The sequence below is a fragment of the Streptomyces sp. NBC_01241 genome, from assembly GCF_041435435.1.
GTDB lineage: Bacteria > Actinomycetota > Actinomycetes > Streptomycetales > Streptomycetaceae > Streptomyces.
Map to the genome: position 1 here is coordinate 5680431 of NZ_CP108494.1, position 14106 is coordinate 5694536.

General features: G+C 69.1%; 16 protein-coding genes. 12 read left to right on the plus strand and 4 right to left on the minus strand.

From position 1 onward, the window contains the following. Positions 1-139 precede the first annotated feature (139 nt). The 4 genes from OG306_RS25570 (at position 140) to OG306_RS25585 (ending at position 1782) form a co-directional block, all read left to right on the plus strand. Positions 140-475: a hypothetical protein gene (locus tag OG306_RS25570; protein ID WP_266748403.1), complete on the plus strand. Its 336-nt coding sequence runs from the start codon at positions 140-142 to the stop codon at positions 473-475. Between the two features lie 173 nt (positions 476-648). Continuing rightward, positions 649-1017 (plus strand): WhiB family transcriptional regulator, encoded by a 369-nt coding sequence (locus OG306_RS25575; protein ID WP_266748404.1) that lies wholly within the window; start codon positions 649-651, stop codon positions 1015-1017. Between the two features lie 32 nt (positions 1018-1049). Further along, positions 1050-1373: a hypothetical protein gene (locus tag OG306_RS25580; protein WP_266752417.1), complete on the plus strand. Its 324-nt coding sequence runs from the start codon at positions 1050-1052 to the stop codon at positions 1371-1373. Positions 1374-1566: 193 nt separating this feature from the next. Then, the gene (locus OG306_RS25585) at positions 1567-1782 is read left to right on the plus strand and encodes a hypothetical protein (protein WP_371665642.1); all 216 of its coding nucleotides are present in this window, start codon (positions 1567-1569) and stop codon (positions 1780-1782) included. A 98-nt stretch (positions 1783-1880) separates the two neighbouring features. Here OG306_RS25585 and OG306_RS25590 read toward each other — a convergent pair whose 3' ends face one another. Together OG306_RS25590 and OG306_RS25595 are read right to left on the minus strand one after the other, a co-directional pair. Continuing rightward, the gene (locus OG306_RS25590; RefSeq protein WP_327349350.1) at positions 1881-3311 is read right to left on the minus strand and encodes an ABC1 kinase family protein; all 1431 of its coding nucleotides are present in this window, start codon (positions 3309-3311) and stop codon (positions 1881-1883) included. A gap of 41 nt (positions 3312-3352) precedes the next feature. Continuing rightward, on the minus strand, positions 3353-4489 hold the full coding sequence (locus tag OG306_RS25595; RefSeq protein WP_266748407.1) for a ThiF family adenylyltransferase: 1137 nt from the start codon (positions 4487-4489) through the stop codon (positions 3353-3355). Positions 4490-4709: 220 nt separating this feature from the next. On the opposite strand from OG306_RS25595, the gene OG306_RS25600 reads away from it, so the two are divergent. The 4 genes from OG306_RS25600 to OG306_RS25615 all read left to right on the plus strand — a co-directional run bounded on the left by OG306_RS25600 (position 4710) and on the right by OG306_RS25615 (position 8503). Further along, entirely contained in the window at positions 4710-5333 is a 624-nt protein-coding gene (locus tag OG306_RS25600; RefSeq protein WP_371665643.1) for a M48 metallopeptidase family protein, read from the plus strand. A gap of 107 nt (positions 5334-5440) precedes the next feature. Further along, entirely contained in the window at positions 5441-7036 is a 1596-nt protein-coding gene (locus OG306_RS25605) for a TerD family protein (RefSeq protein ID WP_371665644.1), read from the plus strand. A gap of 11 nt (positions 7037-7047) precedes the next feature. After that, on the plus strand, positions 7048-7728 hold the full coding sequence (locus tag OG306_RS25610; RefSeq protein ID WP_266748410.1) for an AIM24 family protein: 681 nt from the start codon (positions 7048-7050) through the stop codon (positions 7726-7728). A gap of 19 nt (positions 7729-7747) precedes the next feature. Next, on the plus strand, positions 7748-8503 hold the full coding sequence (locus OG306_RS25615; protein WP_371665645.1) for an AIM24 family protein: 756 nt from the start codon (positions 7748-7750) through the stop codon (positions 8501-8503). A gap of 81 nt (positions 8504-8584) precedes the next feature. On the opposite strand, the gene OG306_RS25620 is transcribed toward OG306_RS25615, so the two are convergent. Next, positions 8585-9133 (minus strand): NUDIX hydrolase, encoded by a 549-nt coding sequence (locus tag OG306_RS25620; RefSeq protein WP_371665646.1) that lies wholly within the window; start codon positions 9131-9133, stop codon positions 8585-8587. Further along, on the minus strand, positions 9130-10599 hold the full coding sequence (locus tag OG306_RS25625) for a zinc-dependent metalloprotease (RefSeq protein ID WP_371665647.1): 1470 nt from the start codon (positions 10597-10599) through the stop codon (positions 9130-9132). The genes OG306_RS25620 and OG306_RS25625 overlap by 4 nt, the downstream gene beginning before the upstream one ends. 192 nt (positions 10600-10791) lie before the next feature. On the opposite strand from OG306_RS25625, the gene OG306_RS25630 reads away from it, so the two are divergent. The 4 genes from OG306_RS25630 (at position 10792) to OG306_RS25645 (ending at position 14066) form a co-directional block, all read left to right on the plus strand. Then, positions 10792-11934, plus strand: coding sequence for an SDR family oxidoreductase (locus OG306_RS25630; RefSeq protein ID WP_266748414.1), 1143 nt, complete (start codon positions 10792-10794; stop codon positions 11932-11934). A gap of 139 nt (positions 11935-12073) precedes the next feature. After that, positions 12074-12535: a molybdenum cofactor biosynthesis protein MoaE gene (locus OG306_RS25635; protein WP_266748415.1), complete on the plus strand. Its 462-nt coding sequence runs from the start codon at positions 12074-12076 to the stop codon at positions 12533-12535. Between the two features lie 128 nt (positions 12536-12663). Continuing rightward, complete coding sequence (locus tag OG306_RS25640; protein ID WP_266748416.1) at positions 12664-12834, plus strand: hypothetical protein; 171 nt, start codon at positions 12664-12666, stop codon at positions 12832-12834. 143 nt (positions 12835-12977) lie between these two features. Continuing rightward, the gene (locus OG306_RS25645; protein ID WP_327258790.1) at positions 12978-14066 is read left to right on the plus strand and encodes a YlbL family protein; all 1089 of its coding nucleotides are present in this window, start codon (positions 12978-12980) and stop codon (positions 14064-14066) included. Positions 14067-14106: the final 40 nt, after the last annotated feature.

The window sequence follows — 14106 nt, forward strand, 5'->3', positions numbered from 1 at the left end:
CGCCCGCCCCAGTCATCACCATAGGTTCTTAACCACGGGAACAGCGACTTCTCTGAAGCCCTGGCCCTGTGCTGTACTTATCCGAATACGTAGGACCGGTTCACCGGTCCCCCCGAGACGCCGAGAGGAGGCGATTGAAGTGATCAGCATCATCGAGACCAACAAAGTGACCGATCTTTCGGTCGTCTCCGCCTGCTCGCTCGGCCTCGCCTGCTCTTCCGAGTCCTCGCTCCGTGGCACCGGTATGTCCGGCATTTCTGCCGTCAGCCCGCTGTCCCTGGCGAGCCTCCCCGTGCGGGAGCGCAATGAGCGACCGACCCAGGCACCGGCAGCAGCAGGAGCGAAGGGACAGGCCCAGGCCTATGCCTTTGCCGCCGTCGGTGCGGGAGCGGAATCCGGCGCCAAGAAGCAGATGACGCACCACCACACGATGTGGGCCTTCCGTGGGCCTGAACCCTGGAGTGATCCAGCCTGATTCACCATCAGGCCGGCGCCTTCAGGGCCGCGGAACCCCACTCGGGATCCGCGGCCCTTTTGTTTTGTCCAAACGGACGAGACAACCCGAAGGAGCCTCGGGACAAGCAGCACCCGGTACCAGCCGCCTACCGGCCAACAGGCCGGAACGACCAGACGAGGACACCACCCACCGTGCAACTCGAAGCGCACGCCCCGTCCGTACCGACTTCCGACACGATCCCGCCGCCCGGCCCCACGGAGGACTCCGCCTTGATCCCCCTCACTGCGCTCACCGCGCTCGACGACGCCATCGAGAACCTCGGCGTGCCCGTCCCCTGCCGCTCCTATGACCCGGAGGTCTTCTTCGCCGAGTCGCCGGCCGACGTCGAGTACGCCAAGTCCCTTTGCCGCACCTGTCCGCTCGTGGAGGCCTGCCTCGCCGGCGCCAAGGAGCGGCGCGAACCGTGGGGCGTCTGGGGCGGTGAGCTCTTCATCCAGGGCGTCGTCGTCGCTCGCAAGCGGCCGCGTGGCCGTCCGCGCAAGAACCCGGTCGCGGCGTGACCGCCGTGCTGGGGGTCCCGGCCCCCAAACCCATGAAGCGCCCCGGAACCATCGACCGTCCCCACACCCACGATCCCCGAAATCAGGCTCCGATGTCCGTCCCCACGAATGAGCCCGTCGGCTCCGCAACACCGAACGTCACGATCACCGGCGCGAACGACTCGCGTCAGAACAGGACCCGCGAGATGCAACTCATCCCAGAAGCCCTGGCTCGTGCGCATATGCACGACCGTCTGAGGGAAGCCGACGCGCAACGCCAGGCCGTCCGCCTGGTCACCGCGCGCCGGATGCAGCGCCGGGCCGAGCGCGCCTCGATGCGCGCCCGCCGTGCGCTGGCCATGGCGGTCATGCACTAGTCGGGCCAGAGACCAGCAGCACCCGCTGCCGGGCAGCCGCTCTGCCCGGGAGCAATCAGTACCCCATAGTGAGTACCCCTTCCGCGGGGCCGGTCCATTCGGACCGGCCCCGCGGTTGTGCTGGGCGGTTGTGCTGGGTGGTCGTGTTGTGTGGTTCCGCGCGGCACGGCAGCGACGGAGTTATCGTCACAAGGTGAACGAGGAGACTCATCACTGGATTCAGCAATGCCCGCGGAGAGACGCCGCAGTGGTCGCATGTGCCCTGTGCGGCACCTCCGGCGGCAGCGGTACCGCACCGCCGACCTGGCTCTGTTCCGTGGAGAACGGCAGCCGCCAGTACTTCTGCGAAGAGTGCGCCCGCACCCATATCCGGGCGATCGAGAGCCGTCTCGACTCAGCCTGGTGGTGAGGTCCGGGGTGTGACGGCTCGGTACGTGACGGCCCGGGGTGTGAGGCCCCGGGCCGTCACATCCCGGACTCGGTACCGGGGCCTGAAGGCCCCCTGCTCTACGCGCCCGCGGCGGCGTCGCCCGCCCATTCCTGTACCACCGGCTCCTGCTCATCCACCGAAAGGAACCCCGGTACCCAGGCTTCGAGTTCGTCACGCAGCCGCACCGTCGCACCCAGCTGACACAGCACCCCGATCGTGCTCAGCGTCACCCGGTGTATGAGCAGATAGGCGGGCGGCAGATTCAACTGTTTGCCCAGCTGATGAGCGGGCGAGCGAGGATCCGCGATCCGCGTCGCCTGATTGCGCATCCAGTTCCGGGTGAAGGTGAACTCCTCCACCTGCGCCGGTTCGATGATCGGGAGAAGATAGTCGAGCACCGCATCAGGGTCGAGGTCGATCGAATCCTTGACGAACCCCTCCTCGCGCAGCAGCTCGTACACCGCCTCCGCGTCATCCGCCAGCGCCAGCCGCAAGGAATCACCGATGGTCTGCGGCAGACCACCCGGCAGCCGGTCCACCGTGCCGAAGTCCAGCACCCCGAGCCGCCACTGCCCGGCCTCGCCGGCCTTGTCGCTCACGCCCGTCTCACCGACTTCGCCGGTCCTGTCGTCCGGGGACAGCAGCCGGAAGTTGCCCGGATGCGGGTCCGCGTGCAGCAGACCGGTGCGTGCCGGCCCCGAGAAAAGGAAACGCGCCAGCAACTGACCGGCCCGGTCCCGCTGTTCCGGCGTGCCCTGCGCGATCACATCGGCCAGCGGAACACCGTCCATCCACTCCGTCACCAGCACCTGGTCGGACTGGTGCACGACACCGGGGACCACGACATCCGGATCGGCCGCGAACTCCTCCGCATGGACCTGTTGCGACCGTGCCTCCTGTTCGTAGTCCAGCTCCTCAGAGACCCGGTCACGCAGCTCCGTGATGAGCGGCTTGATGTCCATTCCCGGGATCAACGGGCCGAGCAGCCGGGCGAACCTGCTGAGCTGGGTCAGATCCGAGAGCAGCGCCTCTCCGGCGCCCGGGTACTGCACCTTCACCGCGACGTCCCGCCCGTCGTGCCACACCGCCCGGTGGACCTGACCGATCGAGGCGGCGGCCGACGGCTTGTCGTCGAATTCGAGGAACAGCTCCCGCCAGTCCTCCCCGAGCCGCTCCTCCAGCACCGCGTGCACCGTGCCGCTGGGCAGCGGAGGCGCGGCTTCCTGCAGTTTGGTGAGCGCCGCCCGGTACGGTCCGGCGACCTCCTCGGGCAGCGCCGACTCGAAGACGGACAGAGCCTGACCCAGCTTCATCGCCCCGCCCTTCAACTCGCCCAGGACCTTGAAGAGCTGATCCGCGGTGCGCTGCTGGACCTCCCGGGCGACCAACTCCGCGGACTTCCCGCCGATCCGCTTGCCGAGGCCCCACGTGGCGCGGCCTGCGAAACCCAGTGGCAGGGCGGCCAACTTGGCGGTACGGGTGACCGCTTTCCGGGGTAGATCAGACATGAGCCCCTCCAAATCCCAGACTGCCGTACCGCGTGCGACGGCTACCCGGCCATTGTGTCGTGTACCGCGTCGGCCACGGAGGCGCGCTCCCCCTCAGTGTGCCCAGCTGCCCCGCAGTAGCAGCCGGGGTGCGCCCCGATTCGCTCCGACCGCCAGTCCAACAGCGGTAGCGCGGCTTCCCAGCGGGTCCCCGTACTGGCCGGCAGCTCCCCGTCCAGAAAGGACAGCGCATGGGCGGCCGCCAGACCGGCCACCGCCGTCGCAAGCGCCAGGTCGCAGGCCTGGACGGCGGTGCGCCGCCCGGACTGCCACTGCGAGAGCATCCTGGACCAGTCCTTGTCCCGCTCCGCACGTTTCAGCGCCAGACATCCCGCGCACGCCGTGCCCCCGGGCAGGACCAGGGGGCCGACCACCCCCGTCGCCTCCATCACCCCGGCATAGAGGTGGGGAGTCCCCGAAGCGATCCACGGCTCCGCCGGGCGGGGGTCGGGGGCATACACCGCGAGGCCGTCACGAGGGGCGACCACGATCAGCGACAGCCCCGGCTCACCACCCGCCGAGTCCTCCGCCGTCCGGGGAGCCGAACCGGCGGCGGATCTGCGCACCAACTGCCGGGCCGCGGTGGCCCTGCGCTCTCCGACGGCTGCCGGTGGAAGCCCACCGGGTGAGACGTCCCACGGCTCGGTGCACCCGCCGTCCAGGACCTCTACCCGGCCCACCCCGGAGCCGGACAGCACCGCCGCGATCGTGGCACCGACCCGCCCCGCACCCCGAACCTGTACCCGCATCGCACGGCGGGCCGCCAGCCGCCGCATCCCGCCACCCGGCTCGGGATGGACTACTGAAAGCGACGCCAGGTCAGGACGGTGCCGCTCCATGGCGTCGGGCCGGTTCCGTAACGCATCGGTCTCCGGGCCGGCGGCCCGCACATCGTCGATCAACCCGGCGTCCAACAACCTGCGGATCAATGTGTCCACTTGATGGTCCGACAGGTCCAGCTCGCGGGCCTCTTCACGCAGCAGCGGCAGGCCGCGCGTACCGTCGAGCAGTTCCAGAAAGCAGCCCGTGGCGATATCCATCGGGCCGAGCTTCACCGCATGGGCGGCGGTCACCCCGAATTGCACGGTGCCCTGTGTGCACCACGCGCGGCGCAGTGCGGGCTTCAACATCGGATACACGCCTTCTCCCCGGTCTGTGTTCCATGGTCTCTGTGCGCGGGCTGTGGCCCGGATCTCCGCGAGATCCGTTGTCAGAATGCAGGTCGGCGGCGAAGTGTGCAGAAAGTTATCCACAGGCATGGGGTACTAGTCGTTCAAATGGTGCATGGTGCGGAGTGGATCGCGCGCGAACCGTCCCGGAGGCGGGACTTCCCCCACTGACACCGGGTAACGTCATGGCGTGCCCGCCGACCCGTCACCCGGACTCGCCGGGGAGACCCCCGCGCGCAGTACCGGAACCCCTCAGCGCAGCGCGGTGGACCGTCCGCCCCGCGCCTCGGCAACGAGCGCGGTCGAGGTCCGCAGGAGCACCCGCCGCAGCAGAACGGTCTCCGCGTACCGGGAGGGTGACCGCACCATCGTGCTCATCCCCGCACGGATGTCCGAGGCCGAGGAGCAGCGCTGGGTGAACGTGATGCTCGACAAGCTCGCGGTCCAGGAGAGCAAGCGCATCCTCGGCGACAGCGAACTGACCGAGCGCGCCGAGCGGTTGTCCGCCCAGTATTTCGAGGGCCGGGCCAGACCCGCGTCCGTGCGATGGGTGACCAATCAGAACACCCGATGGGGGTCCTGCACACCGGCGGAGGGCAGCATCCGCCTGTCGCACCGGCTGCAGGGCATGCCCGAGTACGTCGTCGATTACGTACTGGTCCATGAGCTGGCCCACCTGCTCGTTCCCGGCCACGGTCCGCGCTTCTGGCGGCTGCTGGAGGCGTATCCCCGTACCGAACGGGCCAGGGGATACCTGGAGGGTGTGGTGGCGGCCGACCGGCTGCCGCATCTGCCCGCAGCGCGCGGTGAGTGACCGTCAGCGGTTCTGTACCGGGTCTGTACCGACTTAGCTCAATGTCGGAGTTTGCGGTTAGCCTGGCGCGACGCATTCACATTCGGGATGGGGGACGGTCGTTACGCATGGCCAGGGAATTCCAACGCGGCCACAAGGCCAAGATCAGCGATCTCACACCGGGGACGGACCTGTACGTAGGTGTGCAGATCGCCGGCCCGGGACTGACCTTTGACATCAGCTGCTTCGGTCTCGATGCCAATGAGCAGCTCTCCGACGACCGGTATTTCATCTTCTTCAACCAGCCTAAATCACCCGAGGAGTCCATTCAGCTTCTCGGCGCCCAGGCCGGTGACACCGAGTCGTTCCGCGTCACGCTGGACCGCATTCCGGCGAACATCCACAAGCTGTCGTTCACCGCGACGGTCGACGGCGCCGGGCAGATGTCCCAGGTCGGCTCCGGCTACATCCGGATCGTCGCGGGTGGCGAAGAAGTCGTCAGGTATGCCTTCAACGGTTCGGAGTTCACCACCGAGCGTGCGGTGATGCTGGGCGACTTCTATCTAAAGGATGTCTGGCGGTTCGCCGCCGTGGGACAGGGCTTCGACGGTGGCCTCGAGGCGCTGCTGAAGAACTTCGGCGGCGAGGTCGCCGAGGAAGCGCCCGCCGCACCTCAGCCGCAGGCCGCCGCCCCGTCGTTCGCCCCACCCGCCCAGGCGGCCGCACCGGCACCAGCCCCGTCCTTCGGCGCCCCGGCCGCTCAGGCCCCGGCTCCCACGCCGCAGCAGCAGATGCATGCCGCGCCGACGATAGTGGCCCCGATGGCGCCGCACGGCGGTATGGTGCCGCCGCCCGCCCCCGCCCCGGCTCCCTACGGACAGCCTGGCCAGCCGCCCCAGCAGCCGCAGTTCGGACAGATCCCCGGTCAGCAGCCCCCGCCCGTCGCTCCGTACGGCCAGCAGGCTCCCGCCCCGTACGGCCAGCAACCCCCCGGTATGCAGCCGCCCGGTATGCAGCCCCCCGGTATGCCCCAGAGCGTTCCGCAAGGGATGCCGCAGGCCGGCGCCGGGCTGCAGGCCGCGCTCCAGCCGTACAAGGAGACGGCCACGGGGCAGCGTTGGACCCCGCAGAATCAACAGCTCATGCGGGTCGACCTCACCATAAAGGGTACGCCCGTGCTCGCCCGTCAGGGCAGCATGGTGATGTACCAGGGCAAGGTCGACTTCGGCTACAAGGGCGCCGGTTTCGCCGGCCGGATCGTCGGCAACGCGACCGGTCAGGAAATGCAGCTGATGCGCTGCACCGGCCGCGGGCAGGTCTTCCTCGCCGAGAACGGCTCCCATCTGCACGCCATCGAACTGCAGGGCGACGGTATCTGCGTCTCGGCGGAGAACGTCCTCGCCTTCGACGAGTCGCTGCAGCACGAGGTCCGCAGAATCGAAGGCCATGGCATCCCCGGCGGCGCCCTGTTCACCATGCAGTTCCAGGGCACCGGCACGGTCGTCGTCAAGACTCACGGCGTCCCCGTCGTCCTGCCCGTCACCCCGACCACGTTCGCCGACTGCAACGCCGTCGTCGCCTGGTCGTCCGCGTCCCAGGTGATCATCTCCAGCCAGGTCCGGCTGCGCCGCAACGCGTACCCGGGACACAGCGGCGAGACCGTCAACCTTCAATTCCGGGGCGCCCCCGGCAACTTCATCGTCGTCCAGCCCTACGAGGTCTGAGGGAGCCCGTCATGAACCAGCAACTCGCGGGCTACGCCCCGACCCCCGTCACGGCCCGTATGGAGAACCACGGGCACACGATGCTCAAGGTCGCCATGGCCACCGGCCAGGACCTCTACGCCCGTACCGGCTCGATGGTCGCGTACGAGGGATTCATCCAGTACGAACCCAACCCGCCGGCCGTCCGTCAGATCGCCTCCCAGTGGATCACCGGGGAGGGCACGCCGATCATGAAGTGCTCCGGCGACGGACTGCTCTACCTCGCCGACTACGGCGCCGATGTGGTCGTCATCAACCTCAACAACGACTCCCTCTCGGTCAACGGCACCAACGTCCTCGCCTTCGACAGCCATCTCACCTGGGGCGTGGAGCGGGTCAAGGGCCTCGCCAAGTTCGCCGGTCAGGGCTTGTGGAACGTCTGTATTTCGGGCACCGGCTGGGTCGCCATCACCTCACGCGGCACCCCGATCGTCGTCGACTGCGGACGCGGCGAGGACGAGACCTACGTCGACCCGGACGCCCTCGTGGCGTGGTCCCCGAACCTCAAGGTGAAGGGCAAGCGCAGCTTCAAGGCCTCCTCGCTCATCGGGCGGGGCAGCGGCGAGGCGTACCAGATGGCTTTCTCCGGCCAGGGCATCGTCGTCGTACAGCCGAGCGAGGACAGTACCGACCGCCTGCGGATCCGGAACTGAGGGGGAGGGAGAACACACCATGCAGAGTCCGCTTTTCAGCTACACGGAACAGCAGTCCCAGGACCGGTACACCGTCCAGAACCCGCAGCTCCTGCGGGTCTCGCTGACCGGTCACGACGACGTCCTCGCCCGCAAGGGCGCCATGGTCGCCTACCAGGGACTGATGGAGTTCGACGGCGAGTACGAGTCGCACGGGCAGCGCCGCGCCCGCGCGAGCACCGGCGAGGGCCTGGAACTGATGCGCTGCTCCGGGCAGGGCGCCATCTACTTCGCCAATCTCGCGCAGTACATCCACGTCGTGGACGTCGACCGCGACGGCATCACGGTGGACAGCGCCTACGTCCTGGCCCTCGATTCATCGCTGCACACCGAGGTCATCGCGGTGGACAGCCAGTACGGCATCTCCGGCACCGGCAAGTACCAGCTCAACATCTCCGGCACCGGGAAGGTCGCCCTGATGACCTCGGGCCAGCCGCTGATGATGCAGGTCACGCCGGACAAGTACGTCAACGCCGACGCGGACGCGATCGTCGCCTGGTCCAGCTCGCTGCGCGTGCAGATGCAGGCCCAGACGCACTCCTCGGGCGTCTGGCGGCGGCGTGGCAACACTGGTGAGGGCTGGGAGCTCAGCTTCCTCGGCCAGGGCTTCGCCCTGGTCCAGCCGAGCGAGGTGCTGCCGCCGCAGAACCACGAGATCGGCCAGGGTCTCCGGGCCCAGTACGGCATGGGCCAGCACGGTGCCCACGGGCAGAACCAGAACAACGCCTGGAACTGAGCCGCCGCCGACGCACCGGCACCACACCGGTAAGGGGCGGTCTCCAGGGAGACCGCCCCTTACCGGTGCCGCACGGTGTGCCTACCGGCGCTGCCCGAGCGCGGCGCGGGCCCGCGTCATCAGGCGCACGACCGATGTGTCGGCCACCGACGCGACCTCGTCGTACGCGAACCAGCGCAGGTCCAGCGACTCGTCACTGATCTGCTCCGTCGCGCCCGACGGCGCAAGCGCCGCGTACTGGACGTCCAGGTGCCGGTGACAGGGCGCGGGGATCCGGTGGCGGTCCAGCGTCACCGGCCCGCCCGCGAGCAGGGTCAGGCCGCTGATGCCGGACTCCTCTGTGGCCTCCCGCAGGGCCGCGGCGGCCAGCGTCGTGTCCTGCGGTTCGCAGTGGCCGCCCATCTGCAGCCACATCTGCAGCTTGCGGTGCAGGGTGAGCAGAACCTGGCCCCGATCCGGATCGATGACCAGTGCGCTGGCCGTCAGGTGTCCGGACTCGCAGGCCTTCCACAAGCTGTCGGAATGCTGAGCCAGATGATCCAGATAGACCTGGCGCAGTTCCTCCTGGGCCGGGTCCTCCGGGTTCTCGTACCCCTTCAGTACGAGAACGGCGTCGTCGTACAGGCTCACTGGTCGGTGTCGTCCTTGCCGTCGCTGTCGTCGCTCTTTCGGCCGTCCGTTCCCCCGGTGCCCGGCTCGCTCGTGCCGTCCGCTGCGGCCTCGGGCTTCTGCGGGCCCTTCGCGGCCTCGCCGAGCATCTTGTCCAGCTCGGAGAAGTCCAGTTGCTCGTGGTGCACGAAGCCGTCGGGATCGTCCAGGTCCTGGGCGGTCGGCAGCATGTCGGGGTGCGCCCACAGCGCGTCGCGGCCGTCGAGCCCGCGGGCGTCGGTGAGCGACGCCCACAGGCGCGAGGCGTCACGCAGCCGCCGCGGACGCAGCTGGAGGCCGATGAGCGTGGCGAACGTCTGCTCGGCCGGCCCGCCGGAGGCGCGACGCCTGCGCATGGTCTCGCGCAGCGCATCGGCCGAGGTCAGACGGGACTTCGCGGCCTCGTGCACCACGGCGTCCACCCAGCCCTCGACCAACGCGAGAGCCGTCTCCAGCCTGGCCAGGGCGGCCTTCTGCTCCGGGGTGTCCTCCGGCTGGAACATGCCCTGCTGAAGTGCGTCCTGCAGCTGCTCGGGCTGCGACGGGTCGAACTGGCCGACCACGTCCTCCAGCTTGCTGGTGTCGACCTTGATGCCGCGCGCGTACCCCTCGACGGCGCCGAACAGATGCGAGCGCAGCCACGGAACATGGGCGAAGAGCCGCTGGTGGGCGGCCTCGCGCAGGGCGAGATAGAGCCGCACCTCCTCCTGCGGCACGCTGAGGTCCTTGCCGAACCTCTCGACGTTCAACGGAAGGAGCGCGGCCTTGCCCGCCGGGCCGAGCGGCAGCCCGATATCGGTCGAACCGACCACCTCGCCCGCCAGCACACCGACGGCCTGCCCGATCTGCTGGCCGAACATCGCGCCGCCCATCGACCGCATCATGCCGATGAGCGGGCCCGCCATCGCCTGCATCTCCTCAGGCAGTACGTCACCCATGGCCAGACCGACGCGCTCGGCCACCGGGTCGACCAGCTTCTGCCAGGCGGGGAGGGACGCCTCGACCCACTCCGCACGGCTCCACGCCACGGTCGTGACCGAACCGGAGGGCAGCGACGTCACCCCGTCCAGCCAGAGGTCGGCAAGCCGCAGCGCCTCGTCGACCGCGGACCGCTCGGACGGGCCGACGCTCATGTCCTTGGTGCCGTCCGGCGTGCCCTGCGAGACCGCCTGACGGGCGATCTGCTTGGCCATGTCCCAGTTCACGGGACCGCCCTCGTAGCTCAGCATCTGGCCGAGCTGCTGGAAGGCCGCCCCCAGGTCGCTGGGGTTCATCGTGCCGAACATCGCCGCGAACGGGTTGTCGCCGCCCGCGCCCGGCCCGAAGCCGAACGGGTTCGCCGGCCCGCCCGAACCCTGCCCACCTCCGGTGGGGTCCTTCTTCTTGCCCTCGTCGCCGTTCTCCGGCTCCTCCGGCGGAAGGCCGAATCCGAATGGGGTGTCACTCACGGGTTTCCTCGGCTCGTAGGGCCGCCGGCTCGAACCGACGGCGACTGCCCGACATCACCATCCAGCGTAGACACCAAAAGTCCGCTTGGGGCCTCAGTGCTCCGCCGGCTCCCGGCCTGCGGCAGGATGGACGCCACCTGGTACGTACGCGTCATTCGGGTACGTACTGAAGACAACCGCTGGAGACGCCCGGTGAGTTCCCCAGATCCTCAGGTTCGCGCAGCGCGAAACCTGTCCGACCCCTCGACCGAGTACAAGCCCGCAAAAAACCGCTCCAGGAGCCGCGGCCCCGTCGTCGCGGTCACCGGAGCCGCGGGGGGCGTCGGTGAGCTGCTCACCGCACGCCTCGCGGCATCCGAGGAGATCAAGCAGGTCATCGCCATCGATGAACGCCGCGGAGAGGTCTCCGAGGCGACCTGGCACATCCTCGACGTCCGGGACCCCGCCATCGCGGAGAAGCTGCGCGGCGCGGATGTCGTCGTGCACCTGGCACTCGATCTCGACCTGGAGACCGACCCCGCCGCCCGCACCGCCTACAACGTGCGCGGCACCCAGACCGTGCTGACGGCGGCCGCGGCCGTGGGGGTCCACCGGGTCGTCCTGTGCACCTCGGCCATGGTCTACGGGGCGCTGCCCGACAACGACATCCCGCTCGCCGAGGACGCCGAGCTGCGTGCCACGGCCGAGGCCACCGGCGTCGGCGACCTCCTGGAGATCGAGCGGCTCGGCCGCCGCGCGCCCCGCGCACACCCCGGACTCAACGTGACCGTGGTCCGGCCGACCGTCCTGGTCGGGGGTACGGACACCGCGCTGACCCGCTACTTCGAGTCGCCGCGCCTCCTGGTCGTCGCCGGATCGCGCCCCACCTGGCAGTTCTGCCATGTCGAGGACCTGGTCACGGCCCTGGAGTACGCCGCGCTGGAGAAGATCGACGGCGAGTTCGCGGTCGGCTGCGACGGCTGGCTGGAACAGGAGGAGGTCGAGGAGCTCAGCGGCGTCCGCCGGATGGAACTGCCCTCCGCCGTGGCCCTCGGCGCCGCCGCCCGGCTGCACCGGATCGGCCTCACCCCGTCCCCGGCGGGCGATCTCGCGTACACGATGCACCCCTGGGTGGTCAGCGTGAGCCGGCTGCACGACGCGGGCTGGCGCCCGGGCTGGACCAACGAGGAGGTGCTCGCGGCACTCCTCGAAGAGGTGGAAGGCCGGCACACCGTCGCCGGACGCCGCCTCGGCCGCAAGGACGCGACCGCGGCAGGTGCCGCCGGCGCGACCGTGGCACTGCTCGGCACCGCCGCCCTGGTCCGGCGGGCCCGCAAGGCGCGCCGCCGTATTTAGGGGCGCGGCCAAGGGCTCGGCGGACCCGCGGACGTCCGCACACACCGCGGGACGTCTGTAGGAGGCTCCAAGGTCAGGGGCGGTCCGCCGGTGGAAAACGCTATTCCACGATGTCGGTGCCGTACGGCACCATGGGCCCATGGCTCCCACCCACGACCACCCCGGCGAGCGGGCGGCGATCGACCCCATCCGGCTGCTGGCGATTCGAGAGACGCCGCTGTCGGTCGACGAGATCTTCCGGGCCGTCGGTGACGACGCCGCAGGTGGCACGGCGCTCTTCGTCGGCACGGTGCGCAACCACGACGGCGGTCAGGACGTCGGTGCGCTCGGGTACTCCTGCCACCCCTCGGCGCTGGACGAATTGCGTCGGGTGGCCGAGAAGGTCGCCGCGGACTTCCCGGTCCGGGCACTGGCCGCCGTCCACCGTGTGGGTGACCTCCACGTGGGCGACCTCGCCGTTGTCGTCGCCGTCTCCTGCCCGCATCGTGCGGAGGCGTTCGAGGCGTGCCGCAAGCTCATCGACGACCTCAAGCACGAGGTTCCGATCTGGAAGCACCAGCGGTTCTCGGACGGCACCGAAGAGTGGGTCGGCTCCTGCTGAGTGCAAGCCGATCGGGTGGTTGTCCGCCCTGATTTGCGTAACCGCACCCCTGCCGTGAGCGTTGGTCCTGCAGATGGTTAATCTGCTGATCGTTGAGTTGCGGTCGCTCACGGGGCAGGGAGGTCGTCATGGCAGCACTCGCCTGGTTGCTGATTCCGCTTTTCGCCGCGTTCGGCGCTGCGATATGGGGGAGCTGGGCCACCCGCAATCGTACGGCCGGTGATGTTACGGAACTCGCCGGGTATGCCCGGTTCCGTGAGGCGATGGAGAAGTCGCATTCCGGTTCCGACGTGCTCTGATCTTCAGTGAACCTACGCAGTCGCCAATCCGCATCACGGAGCCGACCGCGGACGCCCTCCGGCACGGCGCCATCCACCAATCCCCGCCCCGTGCGAACCGGCCCCGACCGTGCACTGACAGACCCTTCCCGTACTGTCGTTCCATGCCACGCCGCACCGCGACGATGCTCGCCTCCACTCTCATCCTCATCGCGCTGCTCTGCGCAGGCGTGCTGATCAGAGTGCCGTATTCGGAGATGTCTCCCGGCCCGACCGTGAACACCCTCGGCAAGGTCGACGGCGAGCCGGTCCTGCAGATTTCCGGGCACAAGACGTACCCGACGTCCGGCAACCTCAACATGACGACGGTCAGGGTCACCGGCGCCGACTACCACATGAATCTCGTCGAGGCCGTGTACGGCTGGCTGGCCCACGACAGCGTGGTCGTACCGCACGACACCCTGTACCCCGGCGGGAAGACCGAGCAGCAGTCGACGCAGGAGAACGCCGAGGAGTTCAGCCAGTCCCAGGAGAGCGCCAAGGTCGCCGCCCTGACCGAGCTGCACATCCCGGTGTCGTCCCGCGTCGTGGTCTCCACGGTCATCAAGGACAGCCCCGCCCAGGGCAAGCTGCACGCCGGCGATGTGATCAAGCAGGTCGACGGCACGGCGGTGAAGCAGCCCGAGGACGTGGCGAAGCTCGTCACCCGCCACAAGCCCGGCGAGGACGTGACATTCACGATCATCCCCGCGAAGACGGCGCAGGAGGCCGAGAAGGCCGGCAAGGAGCCCGAGGGCACCCGGAAGATCGTCATCACCACCGCCAAGGCCCCCAAGGAGAACCGTGCCATCGTCGGAATCCAGGCCGGGACGGACCACACGTTCCCGTTCCGGATCGACATCAAGCTCGCCGATGTCGGCGGCCCGAGCGCCGGCCTCATGTTCTCCCTCGGCATCATCGACAAGCTGACGCCCACCGACCTCACCGGCGGGAAGTTCGTCGCGGGCACCGGCACGATCGACGACAAGGGCAAGGTCGGCCCGATCGGCGGCATCAACATGAAGCTGGTCGGCGCGCGTGATGCGGGCGCCCGGTACTTCCTGACACCGGACGACAACTGCAAGGCCGCCGCCGCCGACACCCCGAGCGGACTCACGCTGGTGAAGGTGAAGACGATCGACGACGCGAAGAAGTCGCTGGAGAAGATCCGGGCAGGGGAGACGGCCGGCCTGCCGAGCTGCTCTGCGGGCTGACCGCGCCCGTCGAGGTCCTGTCCGGCCTTGACCGGCCGGA

Excerpts from the sequence above, each read along its gene's own strand:
- OG306_RS25590 (WP_327349350.1), bottom strand. The coding sequence starts at position 3,311 with ATGTCTGATCTACCCCGGAAAGCGGTCACCCGTACCGCCAAGTTGGCC.
- OG306_RS25640 (WP_266748416.1), top strand. The coding sequence starts at position 12,664 with ATGGCAGCACTCGCCTGGTTGCTGATTCCGCTTTTCGCCGCGTTCGGC.
- OG306_RS25580 (WP_266752417.1), top strand. The coding sequence starts at position 1,050 with ATGAAGCGCCCCGGAACCATCGACCGTCCCCACACCCACGATCCCCGA.
- OG306_RS25610 (WP_266748410.1), top strand. The coding sequence starts at position 7,048 with ATGAACCAGCAACTCGCGGGCTACGCCCCGACCCCCGTCACGGCCCGT.
- OG306_RS25635 (WP_266748415.1), top strand. The coding sequence starts at position 12,074 with ATGGCTCCCACCCACGACCACCCCGGCGAGCGGGCGGCGATCGACCCC.
- OG306_RS25615 (WP_371665645.1), top strand. The coding sequence starts at position 7,748 with ATGCAGAGTCCGCTTTTCAGCTACACGGAACAGCAGTCCCAGGACCGG.
- OG306_RS25605 (WP_371665644.1), top strand. The coding sequence starts at position 5,441 with ATGGCCAGGGAATTCCAACGCGGCCACAAGGCCAAGATCAGCGATCTC.
- OG306_RS25645 (WP_327258790.1), top strand. The coding sequence starts at position 12,978 with ATGCCACGCCGCACCGCGACGATGCTCGCCTCCACTCTCATCCTCATC.